An 18,460-nucleotide genomic window follows, 5' to 3' on the forward strand; every position below is an offset into this window, starting at 1 on the left:
CGGCGGGCTGACTGGTGGGTCAGGTCCGCCGGGGCCCGGTGTGGGTCAGCTGGCCAGGTAGTCGGCGGCCAGCAGTTCCAGGGCGCGCCACCGCTGGTCGGCGGGGACCTCGCCCTTGCGGACCATGCGGTCGACGGCCCGGGCGAGCACGGCGCCGGCGTCGGCCGGCATCGAGCGGGTGCCGAGGATCGTCTCGATGGGGACGAGGCGTCGAGCGTCGACGGGCTCGCTGGTGTCTGGGTCGAGCCAGGCGTCCCGCAGCTCGTCGAGGTGCCGCTCGAACACCGCCAGGATGAGGCCGAGGGCGGTGGCTACGTTGCCGACGTTGTGGGCGCCGTGGGCGGTTGCGAGGGCGTCGAGGGTGGTCTCGTAGTCGGCGTAGGCGGCGAGCCAGCGGGCGTCGGCTTGGACGAGCTTGCGGGCCTCGTCGAACGAGGCGCGGGCGGCGTCCAGCTCGTGGGGCAGGAACACGAGCTGGACGGTGGCGAAGTCGAGGTTGGCCTCGCTCAGGCCCTCCAGGTCGACCTGGGCGAGCAGGTCGAGCTGCTTGTCGTCGAGGCCGGAGTAGGCCCGCCAGTCGACGTCGTCCAGCTCCTCGTACAGCTGCCGCAGCGTGGCCGGGTCGTCCTCGCCTTCGATCGCGTTGTGGGACAGCTGCAGCGCGACCTGCCGGGCGCGGGACAGCGGCTGGTCGACCACGATGACGTCGACCTGCTCCAGGCCGACCTCGCGGGCGGCCATGATCCGGTGGTTGCCGGACAGCACCACCATCCGGCCGGTGGCCTGGTCGTTCCACACTAGCGGTGTGCTGGTGAGCGCCCCGTCGCGGCGTATGTTGGCCACGAGCCGGTCGAACACCTCTTTGCGCATGAACCGCGCGTTCACCTCGACGAGCGTGAGCTCGCGCGGGTCGACCGTCTCGCGGCGCAGGTTCAGCGGTCCCTCGTCGTCGCTCATCGCGTGTCCTTTCCGTGGCGGCGCTTCCACTCCGTCAGCGCCTCGTCGAGGGTCCAGCCGCCGAGCGGGCCGCCGTACTGGAGCTGGTATCGGTGGATGCCGTCGGCGGCCGGCTCGCTGCGCTTCTGCAGCTTGACGCCGGGGATGCCGCGCCCGTACTTCGCCGAGTTCGGGTTGTTGGTGAACGCGGTCGTCGACCAGGCGGTGAGCCGCTTGCTGAGCGAGCGCTGGAGCAGCAGTTGGGCCTCCCGGGAGGCGGCGGCCATGACGATCAGCTTCGCCAGCCTGCGGTATCGGGTCCACGACACCGGGAAGTCGCTCATCAGGTACGCCGTTGACGGGTCGTACTTGGGCGGCAGGTAGGCGAACGCGCCGATGATGCGCCCGTCGACGCTGACGCCGCAGGCGAGCAGGGGAGAGCCCGGCAGGATCGTCTTGGACATGAACTGGCTCCGGATGGCGGAGAACTGGCCGCCGGTGAGCACGTGGATGGCCATGCGGTCGCCGAGGTCCTCGTTGGGCCCGATCTTCGGCATGAGGATCGGTGTGACCTGCTGGGCGGGCCGGACGACCCGGCGCGGGCCGGAGGAGGCGTAGACGTAGATCGGCAGGCCGCGGTTGCTGGTTTGCACGACGCCGCGCAGCCACGGCCGCAGCTCGTCCCGGGCGATGTGCAGGCCGAGGATCCAGTGTGGCCGGTCGAGGACCGCGGCGATGATTTCCTCCTTGCCGTCCTCGTCCAGCTCGTTGTACGTCGGCGCCGGCCAGTCGAAGTAGTGGTCTATGGCCGCGAACTGGCTCTCGTAGTCGCCGGTGTTGTGCATGGCGAAGCCCTCGCCGATGTACGTCCCGGTCGTCGTCGTGATCGACTGGATGGGTCGCTCGCCGAGTGGTTCCACCGCCACGACCCGCACCCGGCAGTTGCCGCGCGACCGGACGCTCATCTGCTCGATGTCGAGCGCCGCGAGGCGCGAGATCAGCCGTTCGGGGCGCAGCGTGCCGAGCGCCCGCAGGATCGTCGGGAAGCCTCCGGCGACCTCGATGCCCAGGACTCCGCTCGGCCGCAGCTTCGCGCCGGCGTCGAAGCCGTGCCGCTTCAACAGGTCGATCACCTTGTCGGCCGTCGGTCCGGGCCGCTGCGACAGCTGAAGCTTCGACGCCTGCCCAATGTGGATGGAGCCCTCGCCGTCAAACATGCCGGCCAGCCACCCGGCCTCGTAGGTGCGGGCCTCCTCCCAGGTGTCGAGCAGCCGCAGCACGTACGGTGCCTTCTCCAGCAGCTGGTCGGCCCGCACCCAGCGGCGTTTGCCGCCGCTTGTCTTGCTGTCGTACTGGTCGGCCAGCCATGGGTGGTCGGCGGTGCAGACGATCGAGGTGCCGTCAGCGAGGTGCACCCGCAAGCACTCCTTCACTGCCGGCTCCGACCGGGTGACGACGGACCGCCGCCAGCGCCGCAGCCGCATCCCGTCAGGTGGGTACTCGTCGAACGCGAGGAGCCGGTCGCCGGGCCGCAGCTCGCCGCACGGCACCCACCGCAGGTCCTCGGTCAGCAGCCGCTCGTCGGGTGCGAGGCAGTAGAACGGCGGGAACATCGCCACCGGGGCGTCGGCCGGCACCACGTCGCGTAGGTAGTCCCGCACGTCGCCGCAGTAGTACGAGCCGAGCCGCAGGGTCAGCGCCTCCAGCTTGGCGACCGTCTTGGCGTGCATGGTCGGGAACTGGCCGATGGTGGCCCGCACCATCCGCTCGTAGTAGACCCCGGACCGGCCGACGTACTGGAGGAACCGGGTGCCGAGCATCAGCGTGGCGAGCGTGTGCGTCGGCGTGGTCAGGTACGGCTCCAGCCAGGCCAGCTGGTCGCGGTGCTCCTCCTTGAGCTGGTAGTCGAGGGGGCGGCCGGCGAGCCACCAGCCCAACGCCGATGAGTACGCCTGGACGTCGTTGCCGTGGATGGTGCGGTGTTCGCCGGGGCGGGCGTGCAGCGTCCGCTCGATCGTGAAGTTGCCGGAGCAGCCGACGTAGAGGTCGGTGTCGGGCCACGAGTCGGCGTGCTCGTAGATGATGCTGCGCAGGTCGGCTGGGATGGAGCCGTGGAACACGCGTCACCACCTTCCCCCGTGGCGGCGTCGAGCGCCGGCCAGGGCTCGAACCTGGGCCTCCGCCGTGGAACGGCGGCGTGCCACCAACAGCACTTCCAGCGCGGGTGCGCGGTATGCGCGCACGGCCAGATCGTAGCCGTATGCCTCGTGCCCGGGAGAGCAGGGAGGCCGCCTTTCGATCACTTTGTGGCTTGGCGTGCATCGCCGTAGCTCTGTAGGGCCGCAATGGTCTACTGTGACCGCACGGCCAGCGTGGATCATGAAAGGTGGGAGAGTCGTGGAGCGGGATTACACCTACGCCGAGGCCGCGGAGAAGCTGCGCATCACCGAGGGCACGCTGAGGCGCTGGGTGTCCAAGGGCCGCATCTCCTGTCACCGGCTGGGCAGGCTGGTCAGGTTCACCGACGAGGACCTGGCGAGCGCGTACCGCCGGTCGCCGGCGTTGCCGACCACCACGCGGCGGCGCTGAGCCAGAGGCATCTGCGAAGCAAGCGGGCGGCGAGCCTCTGCCTGCTCGCCGCCCGCCGCTGTCGGGTCACCCCCTCTACCCGACAGCACCCCCCACGGTGCTCAGCTTGTCGACGCCGAGGAAGCCGCCAACGATCCGGCGGACCGGCTCGTGGTGCTTCCGGGTGGCGTGCACGTACACGTTCAGCGTCGTCGTGACGCTCTTGTGCCCGGCCATCGTCTTGAGCGCTGCCAGGTCCACACCCTCGGTCGCGAGCAGCGTCAGCATCGAGTGGCGCAGCCCGTGCATCGTCATCCGGCGGGGCAGTCCCTTCTCCCGCGCCAGGTCGCGGATCTTCACCCACCGGCCCTCGTAGAAGTCCTCGTACCGCCAGTGGTTGCCGCGCGGGGCGACGAACACGAACTCGCGGCCTGGCTGCGCGGCGCGTTCGGCGACCAGCTGCATCACCTGGTGCGGCAGCGGCACCTCCCGGTAGCCCTGCTGCGTCTTCGGCTTGGGCTCCACCACCCACCTGCGGTTGACCTTCCGCAGTACCTGCACGATCTCGATCGTGCCGAGCCTGGGCCGGACTGCCCGGGGCGGCAGCGCGCTCACTTCGCCCCACCGCAGGCCGGAGGCGAGCTTGGTCAGCAGCAGGTCCGCTGCCTCCGGGTCGACCTCGTACGCCGCCTCGAGGAAGATCCTCGCCTCGTCGGGGCTTTCCAGGATGTCCCGCTCATGCCGAGCCGCCTCGGGCAGCGGTAGCCCGTCCATCGGGTTGTACGTGCGCAGCGCTGGCTCCTCGTCCTCGCCCGGCAGGCAGGCGGCCCGGAAGATCGGCACGATCGTCTCGCCTCGGATGTTCGCGATCGTCTTCGGGGACAGTCCGGCGTCCAGCAGGGCGATCTGCCACTCGCGCATCTCGCGTCGGGTGATCGCGGCGATCGGCCGGTCGCCGAGCCGCGGGAAGACGTGCTTCTCCAGCCGCTCGAGGTATTTCCGCTTCGTCTCCGGGTGCGGCTTGATGAGGGTGCTCAGCCAGTCGAGCGCGTACTCCCGGAACGTGACCTGGCGCTCCGGCTCGGGCGTGACTGGAGCGGGTCCGGTACCGGCGGGTGCGAGGTAGCCGAAGCCGTGCTCGTGCAGCTGCTCGGTGGGCGGCATGTGGTCGCCGTTCGCGTCGACGAGCGCCTTGAAGCGCTTGGCGTCAGTGTGGGTGTCGAACTGCCTGCCGTCCCAGTCGCCGGTGCCGCCGATGCGCCACTTCACCCGCCACCGATGCGTCTTGCCGTCCTTGTACGTGCGTTTCTCGATCGATGCCACTGCTCCTGGTCCTCCACGTGAAGCAGGCGGCCGGATCGCCTCAAAGCCATGCCGCCCGCGCGCACCTACATGCGCAGCAGTGGGACCGTAGCCGTACATCCTGCTGGAGCGCAAAACGCGCCCACGAGCCCGTCGGATGGACGGCTCCGGGAACGATGTTCCCGGGATGTTCCCGTGGCGGCAGCGAACCCAGAAACGATCAAGGCCGCTGACCCGAGTTCTGCCAGGTCAACGGCCTAATTTCTTCGTACCCTGATTGGTGTCCGAGGGGGGACTTGAACCCCCACGCCCTATACGGGCACTAGCACCTCAAGCTAGCGCGTCTGCCATTCCGCCACCCGGACGTGCACTGCCACTCTAGCGCGAGCAACCAAACGAGGAACTCCCCGATCTGCTCCCGCAGAGCCGCACGGGGCACTACTGTACACGGCTCTCGTGGATCATGCACGGCGGCCACCCACCCGCCCCGGGCCGCTCCCGTCGGCCCCCGGTCCGGACGCCGGACCGGGTCACGCGGGTGCCCCCCGGGGACCCGGGGGAGTGCTGTGGCACCGGATGGGGCGGCCCGCACTCTCCGTCGCTGCCCTCCGGTCCGCGGCCGATCCCGGACCCGGCGGCGACCTCGACCGCCACGCGACGGGTACGGAGTGCGGCGGCGCCGGTCGACCGCCCGGACACAGACATTCCTGTGCGGATGTTAATAGTTGGTTGACTTGCTGTTCTCTTATATCTGCGGAATCGCTATCAGGATGTTTCGTGGTTCCATTCCGGGGCCTGGTGCAAATACGCCTGTCATTCTCGGAATTTGGAACGCTGTTGACCGTGCCCGGCAGTGGTACGGATTATTCAATGTATGCAGCGGCAATACATCCTCCACCTCGTCAGCCGCCTGCACATCGATCTGGCTCGTCACGCCAGCGCAGGCTGTCCCCGCTGACCGCGCCCGCCGCCGGGGTTGACCCGGCCGGCTGACGTCCGCTGACCCTGCCCTTCCCGCCGCACGTCGAGGTGCCGGTGGATTCGTTTTCGTGTCTCGTCTCCCACCGGTTCGGGGCTCCGTTCATCCGTCGGGTTCCCGTTCCGGATCGCCACGACTTTGCCATTGGCGGCTACGGCCATGCGACGGACAGGAGAGATGCCATGACGATTTCCGAGTCGCCCCGGCTCGATTCGGCGCGGTTCCGTACGCTCTTGCGGCGGCAGGCGGCGACGGTGACGGTGGTGACCGCGGCGGGCGAACCGCCGGCCGGATTCACCGCCACCTCGTTCACCTCGGTCTCGCTGCGGCCGCCCCTGGTCTCGTTCTGCCTGGACCGCGGCTCGTCGAGCTGGCCGACGGTGGCGAGTGCCGGACACGTCGCCGTCCACCTGCTCGGGGCTGGCCAGCACGAGATCGCCCGGATCTTCGCCACCAGCGGCATCGACCGGTTCGCCGCGTACCCGCAGTGGCGGCTCGGCCCGTACGGCGTGCCGCTGCTGGACGGGACGATCGCCTGGCTGGTCTGTCGGACCGTCGACCGGGTCGTCGCCGGCGACCACGCGATCGTGCTGGCCGAGCCGCTGGTCGGACACCACCACGCGGAGGACGTCACGCCGCTGCTCTACCACATGGGCCGGTACGCGTCGCTGACCTCCGCACTTCCCACCGCCAGCTGAGACCGTCCGGCCGCGGTCGTGCCGCCGGTCACGCCGTCGGTCCGGTCCGCCGTTCCGGTCCGCTGGTTCCCGTATCAGGCCGCCGGCCCCGTACGCCGGCCTGTCGAGTCTGTCTTCAGGAGCGCGCCCATGCCCCCTCCGTCCACCCCGTTCTCCGCCGCCGGGCCGCTGGCCCTCCGCCGGCGTACCCTCCTCGCGGCCGCGTTCGGTGTCGCCGCCTCCGGAATCGCCGCCTGCGCCGGCCGGGACGCGCCGACGGTGCGGCTCGCGCTCGACGCGCCGCTGCCGGTCGAGGTGCCCGACGGCACGGTGCTGCGGGTCGGTGACAAGGAGACCCAGAAGGCGATCGAGTTCTCGGGCGAGATCGACCGGTTCACCTTCGAGGTCTCCTGGGCGAACCTCAGCGGCGGCCCGCAGACCATCGAGGCGTTCCGGGCCGATGCCCTGGACCTCGGGGCGGTGGCCGACATCCCGCCGATCCACGCGACCTGGACCGGGCTTCCGGTCAAGATCGTCGCTTCCCGGTTCCGTCAGGATCCGGTCAATCACCCGATCTACCAGCTCGGCATCGCGCCGGGGGTCACCGTGCGGAGCCTGGCCGACCTGCGCGGAAAGACGATCGCCTACAGCCCGGGCCAGGCCCAGGGCGCCCTGGTGCTGCGGGTGTTGCGGCAGGCTGGGCTGACCAAACGCGACGTACGGCTGGTGGAACTGGCCAGCACCGGCGACGTCTACGTGACCGCCCTGGCCAGCCGGCAGGTGGAGGTCGCACCACTCGGCGGCATCCAGGTCAAGCGGTATCAGGCGAAGTACGCCCGGGACGGGGGAAGCACCATCCCGCACGGGCTGCGGGATGACCCCGGCCACCTGTACGCGCCGGTCGCCGTCCTACAGGACGCGGCCAAGGCCGCGGCGATCCGGGCCTACGTCCAGCACTGGGCCCGGGCGCTGATCTGGATCGAGAACAACCCGGACGAGTGGATCGAGCGGTACTACGTCCAGGACCAGGGGCTGACCCGGGAGGACGGACAGTGGCTGGTGGAGAACGCCGGCGTACCGGACATTCCGGCGAACTGGACCGAGGTCATCGCCCGGCACCAGCAGACCATCGACCTGCTCGCCGCCGAGACCGGAAACCGACCGTTGCCGGCGGCGGACCTATACGACCTGCGGTACGAGTCGGTGGCCGCCGACGCGATCACGGGGGTGTAGTGCGGTGACCACCCAGCTCGATCCCGAGACGGCGGCCAGCCTGGCGACGGCGGCGCCGTACCTGACCCCGGTGAGCCCGACGACGGATCCGGCAGTCGCGGACGGAGAAGCCCCGGACCCGACGGTCGTGGACACGAACGCTCCGGATCCGGTCACCCCGAGCGCCGTACCGGGCACGGGAGTCCCGGACCCGGGGGCGCCGCGCCGCGCGGTCCCGACCGCCCTGGCCCCGGAGGCGGCGGGCGCGACCGACACCGCCCGCGGCGGGTCCGTCCGGCGCCGTCGCCGGCTCGGCCCGGGCCGGCCGATCCCGCTCGGCGGGGCCATCGGTCCGGTGCTGCTGCTCGCCGTCTGGTCCGCCGGTTCCGCGACCGGCGTGCTCGACGAACGGACCCTCTCCGCGCCCTGGACGGTGGTGGCCACCGCCGGCGAGCTGCTCGCCAACGGCCGCCTCCAGGAGAGCCTGCTGATCTCCACCCAGCGGGCCGGTCTCGGCCTGGTCTTCGGCGTGCTGGTCGGCGTCGTGCTCGCCCTGCTCTCCGGGCTCAGCCGGTGGGGCGAGGCGATCATCGACGGTCCGGTGCAGATCAAGCGGGCGATTCCGTCGCTGGCACTGCTGCCGCTGCTCATCCTCTGGTTCGGCATCGACGAGCAGATGAAGGTGGTGACCATCGCCCTCGGCGTCTTCGTGCCGGTCTACATCCACACCCACAACGGTCTGCGCACCATCGACCACCGGTACGTCGAGCTGGCCGAGGTGCTGCGGCTGAGCCCCGGCCGGTTCCTCCGCCGGGTGGTCCTGCCGGGTGCGCTGCCCGGGTTCCTGCTCGGCCTGCGGTTCGCGGTCGTCAACGCCTGGCTCGCGCTGGTGGTGGTGGAGCAGATCAACTCGACCAGCGGAATCGGCTACCTGATGGAGCTGGCCCGTCAGTACGGCCAAACCGACGTCATCATCGTCGGCCTCGTCCTCTACGGCCTGCTCGGGCTGCTCTCCGACGGTGCCGTCCGGATCGCGCAGCGGAGGGCGCTGTCATGGCGACGCACCCTGGCGGACTGACCGCCTCCTCGACCTCGCCGACCCCCGGCGACCGGCCGACGCCGGACCCGGACGTCCCGTTCCCGCAGGCCGCGGCCGAACCCGTCCGCCCACCGGTGCGGGTACGCGGCCTGACCCGCCGACTCGGTGGACGGACCGTCCTGGCGGACCTCGACCTGGAGATCGCCGACAACGAGTTCGTCGCCCTGCTCGGCCGCAGCGGATCGGGAAAGAGCACCCTGCTGCGGGCTCTCGCCGGGCTGGACCGCGACGCGGACGGCGCCGGTCGGGTCGAGGTGCCGGAGCGGCTTTCGGTGATCTTCCAGGACGCTCGGCTGCTGCCCTGGCAGCGGGTGCTGCCCAACGTCATCCTGGGCCTCACCGGGCCGGGTGCGGCCGACCAGGGGCGGGCCCGGCTTGCCGAGGTCGGACTCGCGGGCCGGGAGCGGGCCTGGCCCGCCGAACTCTCCGGCGGCGAGCAGCAGCGGGTGGCCCTGGCCCGATCGCTGGTGAGCGAACCGCGGCTGCTGTTGGCCGACGAACCGTTCGGCGCGCTCGACGCGCTGACCCGGATCAGGATGCACGGCCTGCTCCGTGAACTGTGCCAGCGGCACCGGCCGGCGGTGCTGCTCGTCACCCACGACGTCGACGAGGCGGTCACCCTCGCCGACCGGGTGCTGGTGCTCGACGCCGGCCGTATCACCGTCGACACCACCATCGACCTTCCGACTCCCCGTTCACCCCGGCACCCCGGCTTCCAGGGGTACCGGGAGCGGCTGCTCGCCGCGCTCGGCGTCACACGCACCGAAGGAGCGACCTCATGAGCCAACGACCCGGCACCCTGCACCTCAACGCCTTCCTGATGGGGGTGGGGCACCACGAGGCGGCCTGGCGGCTGCCGGAGAGCGACCCGTTCGCCCACGTCGACGTCCGGCACTACACGGAACTGGCCCGGATCGCGGAACGCGGCACGATGGACTCCCTCTTCCTGGCCGACAGCCCGGTGCTGTGGAACAACGTCGGCCGCCGCCCCTCCGGGGCGCTGGAGCCGACCGTGCTGCTCACCGCCCTCGCCGGGGTGACCGAGCGGATCGGACTGATCGCGACCGCCTCGACGACGTACAACGAGCCGTTCAACCTGGCCCGGCGGTTCGCCTCGCTGGACCACATCAGCGGCGGCCGCGCCGGCTGGAACGTCGTCACCACCGCTGGGCTGGACGCGGCGCGCAACTTCAACCTCGACGAGCTGCCCGCGCACCGGGACCGGTACGAACGCGCCGCCGAGTTCATCGAGGTCTCGCGCAAGCTCTGGGACAGCTGGGCCGACGACGCCGCGCTCGGGGACAAGGCCGCGGGCGTCTGGGGCGACCAGGACCGAATCTTCCCGGCCAACCACGTCGGACGGTTCTTCAAGGTGGCGGGCGCGCTCAACGTCCCGCGGTCGCCGCAGGGCCACCCGGTGCTGGTCCAGGCCGGCTCCTCGGAGGACGGCAAGGAACTGGCCGCCCGCTACGCCGAGGCCGTGTTCACGGCGCAGCAGACGCTGCCGGAGGCGCAGGCGTTCTACGCCGACCTGAAGGCCCGGGCCCGGGCCCTCGGCCGGGACCCGGACGGCATCAAGATCCTGCCGGGGATCGTGCCGGTGCTCGGCGGAACCGAGGCCGAGGCCCGTGCGCTGGAGGACGAACTCGAGCGGCTGATCCGACCGGAGTACGCCCTGCGCCAGCTCGCGACCACCCTCGGCGTGTCGCCGGACGTCCTCGACCTGGACCGCGAACTGCCGGACGACCTGCCGGACGAGGACCAGATCGAGGGGGCGAAGAGCCGCCGTACGTTGATCGTCAACCTGGCCCGGCGGGAACGGCTGACCGTACGCCAGCTGATCGGCCGGCTCGGCGGTGGGCGTGGCCACCGCACCTTCGCCGGTACGCCGGAGCAGGTCGCCGACGCCATCGAGGAGTGGTGGAACAACGGCGCCGCCGACGGGTTCAACGTGATGCCCCCGGTGCTTCCCTCCGGGCTCGCCGCGTTCGTCGACCACGTGGTGCCGATCCTGCGTCGTCGGGGCCTGTTCCGGACCGAGTACACCGGCACGACGCTGCGGGACCACTACGGCCTGCCCCGACCGCCGGACCGGCTCCACCGGCGGGCCGCCGAACTCACGCCCGTCCCCTGAGGAGTGACCTGTCGGCTGGGCGCCGCCGAGGCGACGCGCTCCCGGACCGTGCGGGACCGCGTCGACGAGGTCGTGCCACCCGGCACCGCGTGGACCGGGCCGTCGCCGGCCACCAACCGCCCGCCCTGCCCGACACGGCGCGGCGTCGGGCAGGGCCGAGAGGAGGAAAAGATGGGTGAGATCGTCGTCGTCTCCGGCAATCCGCGGCCCGGTTCGCGGACCCGGGCGCTCGCCGTCGCGCTCGGGGTCGAGGTCGCGCGTCGGGAGAACGCGGCGCCGCCGGTCGTGATCGACCTGGCGGAGTACGGGTCCCGGTTGCTCGTTCCCGACGATCCGGAGGTGGCCGGCGGGGTGGCCGCGGCGCGGGCGGCCCGGGTGCTGGTGGTCGGCACACCAACGTACAAGGGCAGCTACACCGGCATACTGAAGGTCTTCCTGGATCGGTTGCCGCACCAGGGCCTGGCCGGGGTGGCCGCCGTACCGGTCACGGTCGCGGCGACGGCGGCCCAGGCCGCCCAGTCGGAACGGCACCTGCGCGGCCTGCTCGCCGAACTCGGCGCCGCGGTACGGCCCGGCCTGGCGCTGGCCGAGTCCGATCTCACCGACGCGGGCCTGCCCGCCGGCCACCTGGCGGCCCTGGTCGGGTCGGCCTGACCCCGTCCGGTGGCGACCCGTCCGCGACGGCCGGCACGGGCGTTTGTGGACGGGTCGCCACCACCGGCGGGGTCAGCTTCCCGGCGCCGTCGTGCCGCCCGGCTCCACGGGTACGCCGAGCCGGGCGAGCAGATGACGCCGGAGGGGACCGAACCCGGTCGCGTCCGGCGCCCGCGGCCGGTCCAGCGGCACGCGTGTCTCCTCGGCGATCCGCCCGCCCTCGAGGACGAGAACCCGGTCGGCCAGCAGCAACGCCTCGTCCACGTCGTGGGTGACCAGCAGCGCCGCGAAGCCGTGTTCGGCGTGTAGCCGGCCGAAGAGGGCCTGCATCCGCAGCCGGGTGAGCGCGTCGAGCGCGCCGAACGGCTCGTCCAGCAGCAGCAGCGCCGGTTCGCGGACCAGCGCGCGGGCGAAGGCGACCCGCTGGGCCTGGCCGCCCGAGAGTTCGACCGGCCAGGCTCGGCTCCGGTCGGCGAGCCCGACCTCGGCGAGCGCGGCGGCCACCCGCCGCCGGACGTCCGGGCCCGACACGCCGAGGGCGACGTTGTCGGCGACCCGTTTCCACGGCAGGAGCCGGTGTTCCTGGAAGACCACCGCCTGACTGCCGGCCTGGGAGATCTCGCCGGTGGCGTCGGGATCGAGTCCGGCAAGGATGCGCAGCAGCGTGCTCTTCCCGGAGCCGCTGGCGCCGAGCAGCGCGACCACCTCGCCCGGTGCGATCACGAGGTCGACGCCGTCCAGTACCACGGTTCCCGCGAAGGCCCGCCGTACGCCGGAGGCGGTGACCACCGGTCGGGGGTCGGCGTCCGCCGGGTGGCCGGGCGACGTCCCGGTCAGACCGCCCGCAGGCCGCGCCGCCATGCCACGGCCCTCCTCTCCGCGGTCCGGATCGCAAGGTCGGACAGGAGGCCGAGGAGCGCGTAGACGAGCAGGCCGAGGACGACGACGTCGGTCTGACTGAACTCGCGGGCCTCCATCATGAGGAAACCGATCCCGGTCTGGGCGTTGACCTGCTCGCTCACCACGAGACTCAGCCAGGCGGCACCGAGGGCCAGCCGGAAACCGAGGAAGAGCGCGCAGGTGGTGGCCGAGGGTTCCGTCTGCCGCCAGCCGCCAGGCCGTACGGGCCACCTCGCTGGGCGCGGAGAGCTTCTCCGGCGGAAGCAGCCCGGCCCGCGACGCGGCCTGCCAGCCCAGCAGGAGCGTGAGTGGGGTGACCGCCCGGCGCCAGCGGTGTCGGGCGCGGGTACTCCGGCTCCGCGGGGCCGCGGACGGAGGCGCTGCGGGGGTCGGGTCGGCGGTCCCGACGACGCCCGCCGTCATCCGAGAACTCCGGCGTAGCGGTCGTCGAGCAGACCGGTGATGTCGACGCGCTCGGGTATCAGCTCCAGCGCGGCGAATCCGTCGGCGATGGCCTGGAGTTCGGCGTCGATCGCCGGGGTGACCGGGGCGAGGGGCTTGGCGCTCCGGGCCAGTGCCCGAGCCGTGGTCGCCTCGTCGATCTTCAGCTCGGGCGCGAGAATCCTGGTCCGTTCCTCCGGGTGGGCGATGCCCCAGTCGGTGGTGGCTCGAAACGTCTCCAGGAACGTCCGGATCTGCTCGGGCCGGCGTTCCAGCGCCTCGGGGGAGACCAGGATGTACTCCCGGTTGCTGGCCAGCCCGGTCGCGTCGGCCAGGATCGCCACGCCGGGACGTTCGGCGAGCGCGAAGTAGGGGTCCCAGATGACCCAGGCGTCGACCTGGTCGTTGTCGAACGCGGCGCGCGCCTCGGCGGGCTTGAGGTACTTGACGGTGACGTCCGCCAGGGCCATCCCGTGCGCCTTTAGGAGACGGACCAGCAACCAGTGCACGTTGTACCCCTTGTTGAGGGCGATCGTCCGTCCTCTGAGGTCGGCGAAGCTTCGGAAGCCGCGGTCCTCCTTGATCAGCACCGCCTCGCCCTGCGGCACCGGCTCCGAGGTGCCGATGATCCGAAACCTGACCTTCCCGGCGGCGGCGAAGATCGGCGGTGCCTCGCCGACCTGGCCGATGTCGATCGCGCCGGCCTTCAGTGCCTCGGTCAGCGCCGGGCCGCTCTCGAAGAGTGACCATTCGACGTCGGGGGCGGCGTCCCGGGCCTTGACCAGGCTGAGTCCGCCGAACCGCTGGTAGCCGACGCGCAACGGGCCGGTGTCGTCCGCCGCGTCGGATCCGGACCCGCAGCCGGCGACCGCCGCCGTGGCGGTCAGGACGAGGGCGACCAGGCCGACCAGCACCCGGGGCGGCCGAGGCCGGCGGGTCGCCGGGCGGAGGCGTCCGGGGAGACGCCGGACGGGGTGGGGCATGGGTTGCTCCTGTCGCGAACGGGGACCGGCCCGGGCGGGCCGGGAGCAATAGACTACTAAACCTATAGGTTTTATGGATAGGATGGTGGGGTCGCCGAAGTCGATCACCGCGCCGCGGGGCCGGCGCGGACAGCCCGGGAACTGGAGACGCCATGACCCTCACCTTCCACTGGTTCCTTCCCACCTCCGGCGACAGCCGGGACGTCGTCGGCGGGGGACACGGCGTGCCGCCGGGCGTCGCCGGTGGTGCCCGGCCGGCCACCATCGCGTACCTCGGGCAGATCGCCCGGAGCGCCGAGCAGCTCGGCTTCGTCGGCGCGCTCACCCCGACCGGGGCGTGGTGCGAGGACGCCTGGCTGACCACCGCGATGCTCACCGAGGTCACCGAGCGGCTGAAGTTCCTCGTCGCGTTCCGGCCGGGGCTCGTCTCACCGACCCTGGCCGCACAGATGGCCTCGACCTTCCAGCGGCTGTCCCGGGGACGGCTCCTGCTGAACGTGGTCACCGGCGGCGAGTCCCACGAGCAGCGCGGCTACGGCGACTTCCTGGACAAGGACGCCCGGTACGCCCGTACCGACGAGTTCCTCCAGATCGTCCGGGCCCTGTGGCGCGGTGAGACCGTCACGTTCCACGGCGCGCACCTGCGGGTGGAGCAGGCTCGGTTGAGTCGCGTTCCCGAGCCCGTCCCCACGGTCTACTTCGGTGGCTCGTCGGCCGCCGCCGGCCCGGTGGCGGCGCGTCACAGCGACGTGTACCTGACCTGGGGCGAGCCACCGGAGCAGGTGGCCGGGAAGCTCTCCTGGATCGGCGAGCTCGCCGCCACGGCGGGACGGAGTCTCCGGTTCGGCATCCGACTGCACGTCATCACCCGGGACACCGCGGAGGCGGCCTGGGCCCAGGCGCGGCGGCTGCTCGACGGGATCACCGACTCCGACATCCGGACCGTCCAGGCGGGACTGGCGCTCAGCGAGTCCGAGGGGCAGCGCCGGATGCTGGCGCTGCACGGCGGCTCCCGGGATCGGCTGGAGGTCTCGCCGAACCTCTGGGCCGGAATCGGGCTGGTCCGCGGCGGAGCGGGCACCGCGCTGGTCGGCAGCCACGCCGAGGTGGCGGACCGGATCGTCGAGTATCACGACCTCGGCATCACCGAGTTCGTCCTCTCCGGATACCCGCACCTCGAGGAGGCGTACTGGTTCGGCGAGGGCGTCCTGCCCATCCTGCGGCGCCGGGGACTGTGGCGGCACCCGGACGACAGCGCGCCGCTGGCGGCGAGCGGGGAGATCCCGTTCGCGGGACCCGTCGCCGGGACGGAGACCCCGCCGGCCGCCGGGACGTCCGTGCCGACGGTTCCCGCCGGCCGGGTCGGCTGACCCGGCGCCGGGGCGGCGTCGACTGACCTGGCCCCGAGGCGGCATCGCGGCCGGAAACCGGTCGTGACCAGGTCTGACGCCGTCCACACCGGCCGGAAATTGTTGACAATATTGGCAATGATTGTGTCGCCGTCTATGATCGTCCTGCCTGTCGACACGCGCCGGCCGACCCCCCGATGACCAGTCCGGCGCGTCTGCCGAGCCGTCGGGGAGGGAACGACGATGACCACGTCAGCGACCGGGCGCGGTCCCGTGCTCGTGGTGAGTGCGCACGCCGCCGACTTCGTCTGGCGGGCCGGAGGTGCCATCGCGCTGAGCGCCTCCCGCGGCCAACCGGTCCACGTCCTCTGCCTCACCTTCGGCGAGAAGGGTGAGTCGCAGGGACTCTGGAAACAGCCGGGCATGACCCTCGACCGGGTCAAGGAGGCACGCCGGGACGAGGCGAGCCGGGCGGCGGCGGTGCTCGGCGCCGAGATCGAGTTCCTGGACGCCGGGGACTACCCGCTCCGCGCCACCGACGAGCTCTACGACCGGGTCATCGCCACCATCCGGCGGACCAACCCGGCGGTGATCCTCACGCACGCGGCCCGGGACCCCTACAACCTCGACCACGCGCTCACCCACGAGATCGTGCTCCGGTCCCGGATGGTCGCCCAGGCCGCCGGGCACGATCCGTCCAGCCGGCCGATCGGCGCGCCCCAGGTGCTCCAGTTCGAGCCGCACCAGCCGGAGCAGTGCGGCTTCGTACCGAACCTGTTGCTCGACATCACCGAGGTCTTCGACCGCAAGGTCGAGGCGATGCGGATCATGGGGGCGCAGAGCCACCTCGTCGCGTACTACACCGACCTCGGGGTTCGGCGCGGGGTGCAGGCGGTCCGCAACGGCGGGGCCCGGTCCATCACCCACGCCGAGGCGTACCAGCGGGTCTTCCCGGTCGTGGGTGACGAGCTGTGCTGAGCCGGCACCGCATCGTCCGTACCAACGCCGCACCCCCGGCCGACGCCGTCGCCCGCCTCGCCGAGCTCGGTGTCGCCTGCGTACACGAGGCACAGGGGCGGACCGGGCTGCTCGGCCACCGGCTGCGGCCGATCTACCCCGGTGCCCGGATCGCCGGCCGGGCGGTCACCGTCTCCGCACCGCCCGGAGACAACCTGATGATCCACGCGGCGGTGGAGCAGACCCGACCCGGCGACATCCTGGTCGTCGCCTTCAGCTCGCCCTGCACCGACGGCGCCTTCGGTGAACTGCTCGCCACCTCACTGCGGGCCCGGGGCGTACTCGGTGTCGTCATCGATGCCGGCTGTCGGGACGTGGCGGAGCTGACCGCGCTGCGTTTCCCGGTCTGGTCCCGGGTGGTCTCCGCCCAGGGCACGGTCAAGGCGAGCCCCGGCTCGGTGAACGTCCCCATTGTCATCGGTGGCGCCTACATCCGGGCCGGCGACGCCATCGTGGCCGACGACGACGGCGTCGTGGTGGTGCCGCGGGAGCGGGCCGCCGAGGTGGCCGCCGCCGGGATCGCCCGGCGGGCCGCGGAGGAGGAGAAGCGTCAGCGTCTGGCCGCCGGAGTGCTCGGCCTGGACATGTACCAGCTCCGCCCGCTGCTGGACCGGCTCGGCGTCGTGTACGTCGACGCGGCGGACCCGGCGGAGCCGACCGAGTCGGCTGACCCGGCGGGGCCGGCCGAACCGGCGGGCTGAGGCCGCGGCACCGCCCTCCCGGGCCTCCCTCCCGTCGCCGAGCGGGCACACCGGGACCGACCCACCGCCATTTCTGGACCCGACCTGGATCACGACGCGTGGTCGGCGGGCAGGGCACGGATCGGCGCCGCCCACGACCCGGAACGGAACTCGTCCCGAGGCGGGGGCCGGGGCGGTGGCCGACCACGCCGTCCCCGGCCCCGGCCGGTCGGCTCCGGCTCGTGACCTCCGGCGCCGTTCGACCGTTTGACACCCGGAAGTGATAGCGACGTCGTAGCCCGGCCCCGACCGACCGGCCCGGCGCGGGGGATGTCCCGGGTGCGTGCCCGAACCGGCCCGGGCCGCACCCCGGATCGGTCGGGGTGCGGGACGCACCGCCACGCCGCCGTCGGTCCGGGACCGAGGGCTCCGCCGCCGTGCCCCGGGCGTCACACGCCCTGACCCGACGCGCCGGCCGTGGCCGCCAGATCCGGCGTACCGCAGCGCGCTCAGCACCGGAAGGGGCCGTCCATGACCAGCACGCCAGCCGCCGCGGTGATCGTCGGAGTCGACGGGTCGGAGGGGAGTCTCCGCGCCGTCGACTGGGCGGCCGAGGAGGCGAGGCTCCGGGGCGCTCCGCTGCGGGTCGTCCACGCGTTCATCTGGCCGTTGCTGGGGGTTCCGCTCGGGCCGGCGCCGATGGCGCCGCCGGAGGCGGGGCTGCGCAACGAGGCCCAGCGGATCCTCGAGAGCGCCGCCGATCGGGCCCGCCGGGCCGCGCCCGGGGTGACGGTGTCGACCGACCTTCCGGCGCGTGTCCCCGCGGCGGCGCTGATCGAGGCGTCCCACGGTGCCGACCTCGTGGTGGTCGGCAGCCGTGGCCTCGGCGGCTTCTCCGGGTTGCTGCTCGGCTCGGTCGGCGCCCAGGTGACCGCGCACGCCGCCTGCCCGGTCGTGGTGGTCCGGGGCGGCGACCACCGGCGGTCCCCCGGACCCGTGCCCGGCGAGGTGCTGGTCGGGGTGGATGGTTCGGAGTCTTCGCGGCTCGCCGTCGGCTTCGCCTTCGCGTACGCCTCCCGGCGCGGGCTCGGGGTGGCGGCGGTACACGCCGGGCGGCCCGGTCGGCCGGGCGGTCCGGGGGTGACCCGACCGGGCGCCGGCGACGCCGACCTGGCCGAGGCCGAGGCGCGACTTCTCACCGAGGCGCTCGCCGGCTGGCGGGAACGGTATCCCGACGTGCCGGTCCGAAGCGCTGTCGTCGCCGGGCGGCCGGCCGAGGTGCTGGTACGGCAGGCGTCCGGCGCCGACCTGCTGGTGGTCGGCGCCCGGGGACGCGGCGGCTTCGCCGACCTGCTGCTCGGCTCGGTGAGTCAGGCGGCCCTGTACCACGCCCCGGTGCCGGTGGCCGTGGTCCGACCGGGCACAGCCCCGGCCGGGAGCCGGTGAGCGGGTGCGTCGATCGCGGCGGCCGGGGCGGCGGTGGTACGCGCCGAGCCCGGCCCCGCACTGGTGGCGCCAGGTGCCGATCC

Annotated in this window: 17 protein-coding genes and 2 tRNA genes; 11 read left to right on the forward strand and 8 right to left on the reverse strand. The window is 72.5% G+C overall.

Annotated elements, in window-relative coordinates; translation table 11 throughout:
• Positions 1 to 45 precede the first annotated feature (45 nt).
• The 3 genes from EF879_RS23600 to EF879_RS23615 all read right to left on the reverse strand — a co-directional run bounded on the left by EF879_RS23600 (position 46) and on the right by EF879_RS23615 (position 3,158).
• On the reverse strand, positions 46 to 957 hold the full coding sequence (locus EF879_RS23600; RefSeq protein ID WP_123562247.1) for a ParB N-terminal domain-containing protein: 912 nt from the start codon (positions 955 to 957) through the stop codon (positions 46 to 48).
• Positions 954 to 3,056 (reverse strand): Hint domain-containing protein, encoded by a 2,103-nt coding sequence (locus tag EF879_RS27800; protein ID WP_199736585.1) that lies wholly within the window; start codon positions 3,054 to 3,056, stop codon positions 954 to 956. The genes EF879_RS23600 and EF879_RS27800 overlap by 4 nt, the downstream gene beginning before the upstream one ends.
• Positions 3,057 to 3,086: 30 nt before the next feature.
• Positions 3,087 to 3,158, reverse strand: a tRNA-Gly gene (locus tag EF879_RS23615).
• A gap of 175 nt (positions 3,159 to 3,333) precedes the next feature.
• On the opposite strand from EF879_RS23615, the gene EF879_RS23620 reads away from it, so the two are divergent.
• Positions 3,334 to 3,525: a helix-turn-helix domain-containing protein gene (locus EF879_RS23620; RefSeq protein WP_158624281.1), complete on the forward strand. Its 192-nt coding sequence runs from the start codon at positions 3,334 to 3,336 to the stop codon at positions 3,523 to 3,525.
• A gap of 75 nt (positions 3,526 to 3,600) precedes the next feature.
• On the opposite strand, the gene EF879_RS23625 is transcribed toward EF879_RS23620, so the two are convergent.
• Together EF879_RS23625 and EF879_RS23630 are read right to left on the reverse strand one after the other, a co-directional pair.
• Positions 3,601 to 4,827, reverse strand: a complete 1,227-nt coding sequence (locus EF879_RS23625) for a site-specific integrase (protein WP_123562251.1) — start codon at positions 4,825 to 4,827, stop codon at positions 3,601 to 3,603.
• A gap of 257 nt (positions 4,828 to 5,084) precedes the next feature.
• Positions 5,085 to 5,171: transfer RNA gene (locus tag EF879_RS23630), tRNA-Leu, on the reverse strand.
• A 796-nt stretch (positions 5,172 to 5,967) separates the two neighbouring features.
• Between EF879_RS23630 and EF879_RS23635 the strand changes: the two genes are divergently transcribed.
• The 6 genes from EF879_RS23635 (at position 5,968) to EF879_RS23660 (ending at position 11,561) form a co-directional block, all read left to right on the forward strand.
• Positions 5,968 to 6,483 carry a flavin reductase family protein gene (locus EF879_RS23635; protein WP_123562253.1) on the forward strand — a complete coding sequence of 172 codons (516 nt, stop codon included), beginning with the start codon at positions 5,968 to 5,970 and terminating at the stop codon, positions 6,481 to 6,483.
• Between the two features lie 129 nt (positions 6,484 to 6,612).
• On the forward strand, positions 6,613 to 7,695 hold the full coding sequence (locus tag EF879_RS23640; protein ID WP_123562343.1) for an ABC transporter substrate-binding protein: 1,083 nt from the start codon (positions 6,613 to 6,615) through the stop codon (positions 7,693 to 7,695).
• A gap of 4 nt (positions 7,696 to 7,699) precedes the next feature.
• Positions 7,700 to 8,752 (forward strand): ABC transporter permease, encoded by a 1,053-nt coding sequence (locus tag EF879_RS23645; protein WP_233604695.1) that lies wholly within the window; start codon positions 7,700 to 7,702, stop codon positions 8,750 to 8,752.
• Positions 8,728 to 9,555 (forward strand): ABC transporter ATP-binding protein, encoded by an 828-nt coding sequence (locus EF879_RS23650; RefSeq protein ID WP_123562255.1) that lies wholly within the window; start codon positions 8,728 to 8,730, stop codon positions 9,553 to 9,555. The genes EF879_RS23645 and EF879_RS23650 overlap by 25 nt, the downstream gene beginning before the upstream one ends.
• Positions 9,552 to 10,907 carry an LLM class flavin-dependent oxidoreductase gene (locus EF879_RS23655; protein ID WP_123562257.1) on the forward strand — a complete coding sequence of 452 codons (1,356 nt, stop codon included), beginning with the start codon at positions 9,552 to 9,554 and terminating at the stop codon, positions 10,905 to 10,907. Before EF879_RS23650 ends, EF879_RS23655 begins: the two co-directional genes overlap by 4 nt.
• Before the next feature lie 171 nt (positions 10,908 to 11,078).
• Complete coding sequence (locus EF879_RS23660; protein ID WP_123562347.1) at positions 11,079 to 11,561, forward strand: NADPH-dependent FMN reductase; 483 nt, start codon at positions 11,079 to 11,081, stop codon at positions 11,559 to 11,561.
• A 72-nt stretch (positions 11,562 to 11,633) separates the two neighbouring features.
• Here EF879_RS23660 and EF879_RS23665 read toward each other — a convergent pair whose 3' ends face one another.
• From EF879_RS23665 to EF879_RS23675, 3 genes are all read right to left on the reverse strand, one after another.
• The gene (locus EF879_RS23665) at positions 11,634 to 12,422 is read right to left on the reverse strand and encodes an ABC transporter ATP-binding protein (RefSeq protein WP_123562259.1); all 789 of its coding nucleotides are present in this window, start codon (positions 12,420 to 12,422) and stop codon (positions 11,634 to 11,636) included.
• Positions 12,395 to 12,583, reverse strand: a complete 189-nt coding sequence (locus EF879_RS28350) for a hypothetical protein (RefSeq protein ID WP_233604696.1) — start codon at positions 12,581 to 12,583, stop codon at positions 12,395 to 12,397. Before EF879_RS28350 ends, EF879_RS23665 begins: the two co-directional genes overlap by 28 nt.
• A 297-nt stretch (positions 12,584 to 12,880) precedes the next feature.
• Positions 12,881 to 13,885, reverse strand: coding sequence for an aliphatic sulfonate ABC transporter substrate-binding protein (locus EF879_RS23675; protein ID WP_123562261.1), 1,005 nt, complete (start codon positions 13,883 to 13,885; stop codon positions 12,881 to 12,883).
• Positions 13,886 to 14,037: 152 nt separating this feature from the next.
• Between EF879_RS23675 and EF879_RS23680 the strand changes: the two genes are divergently transcribed.
• The 4 genes from EF879_RS23680 (at position 14,038) to EF879_RS23695 (ending at position 18,377) form a co-directional block, all read left to right on the forward strand.
• A complete protein-coding gene (locus EF879_RS23680) occupies positions 14,038 to 15,255 on the forward strand; it encodes an LLM class flavin-dependent oxidoreductase (RefSeq protein ID WP_123562263.1) in 1,218 nt (405 codons plus the stop codon).
• 222 nt (positions 15,256 to 15,477) lie between these two features.
• The gene (locus EF879_RS23685) at positions 15,478 to 16,212 is read left to right on the forward strand and encodes a PIG-L deacetylase family protein (protein ID WP_123562265.1); all 735 of its coding nucleotides are present in this window, start codon (positions 15,478 to 15,480) and stop codon (positions 16,210 to 16,212) included.
• Positions 16,206 to 16,952 (forward strand): 4-carboxy-4-hydroxy-2-oxoadipate aldolase/oxaloacetate decarboxylase, encoded by a 747-nt coding sequence (locus tag EF879_RS23690; RefSeq protein WP_123562267.1) that lies wholly within the window; start codon positions 16,206 to 16,208, stop codon positions 16,950 to 16,952. Before EF879_RS23685 ends, EF879_RS23690 begins: the two co-directional genes overlap by 7 nt.
• Before the next feature lie 510 nt (positions 16,953 to 17,462).
• Positions 17,463 to 18,377: a universal stress protein gene (locus tag EF879_RS23695; RefSeq protein ID WP_123562269.1), complete on the forward strand. Its 915-nt coding sequence runs from the start codon at positions 17,463 to 17,465 to the stop codon at positions 18,375 to 18,377.
• Positions 18,378 to 18,460: the final 83 nt, after the last annotated feature.

It is taken from the genome of Micromonospora sp. HM5-17 (genome assembly GCF_003762835.1).
Taxonomy (GTDB): domain Bacteria; phylum Actinomycetota; class Actinomycetes; order Mycobacteriales; family Micromonosporaceae; genus Plantactinospora.

Coding starts and splice junctions, on each gene's coding strand:
- EF879_RS23640 (WP_123562343.1), top strand. CDS start 6,613: ATGCCCCCTCCGTCCACCCCGTTCTCCGCCGCCGGGCCGCTGGCCCTC.
- EF879_RS23600 (WP_123562247.1), bottom strand. CDS start 957: ATGAGCGACGACGAGGGACCGCTGAACCTGCGCCGCGAGACGGTCGAC.
- EF879_RS23650 (WP_123562255.1), top strand. CDS start 8,728: ATGGCGACGCACCCTGGCGGACTGACCGCCTCCTCGACCTCGCCGACC.
- EF879_RS23635 (WP_123562253.1), top strand. CDS start 5,968: ATGACGATTTCCGAGTCGCCCCGGCTCGATTCGGCGCGGTTCCGTACG.
- EF879_RS23695 (WP_123562269.1), top strand. CDS start 17,463: ATGACCAGCACGCCAGCCGCCGCGGTGATCGTCGGAGTCGACGGGTCG.
- EF879_RS23675 (WP_123562261.1), bottom strand. CDS start 13,885: ATGCCCCACCCCGTCCGGCGTCTCCCCGGACGCCTCCGCCCGGCGACC.
- EF879_RS23685 (WP_123562265.1), top strand. CDS start 15,478: ATGACCACGTCAGCGACCGGGCGCGGTCCCGTGCTCGTGGTGAGTGCG.
- EF879_RS23660 (WP_123562347.1), top strand. CDS start 11,079: ATGGGTGAGATCGTCGTCGTCTCCGGCAATCCGCGGCCCGGTTCGCGG.
- EF879_RS23655 (WP_123562257.1), top strand. CDS start 9,552: ATGAGCCAACGACCCGGCACCCTGCACCTCAACGCCTTCCTGATGGGG.
- EF879_RS23680 (WP_123562263.1), top strand. CDS start 14,038: ATGACCCTCACCTTCCACTGGTTCCTTCCCACCTCCGGCGACAGCCGG.
- EF879_RS23665 (WP_123562259.1), bottom strand. CDS start 12,422: ATGGCGGCGCGGCCTGCGGGCGGTCTGACCGGGACGTCGCCCGGCCAC.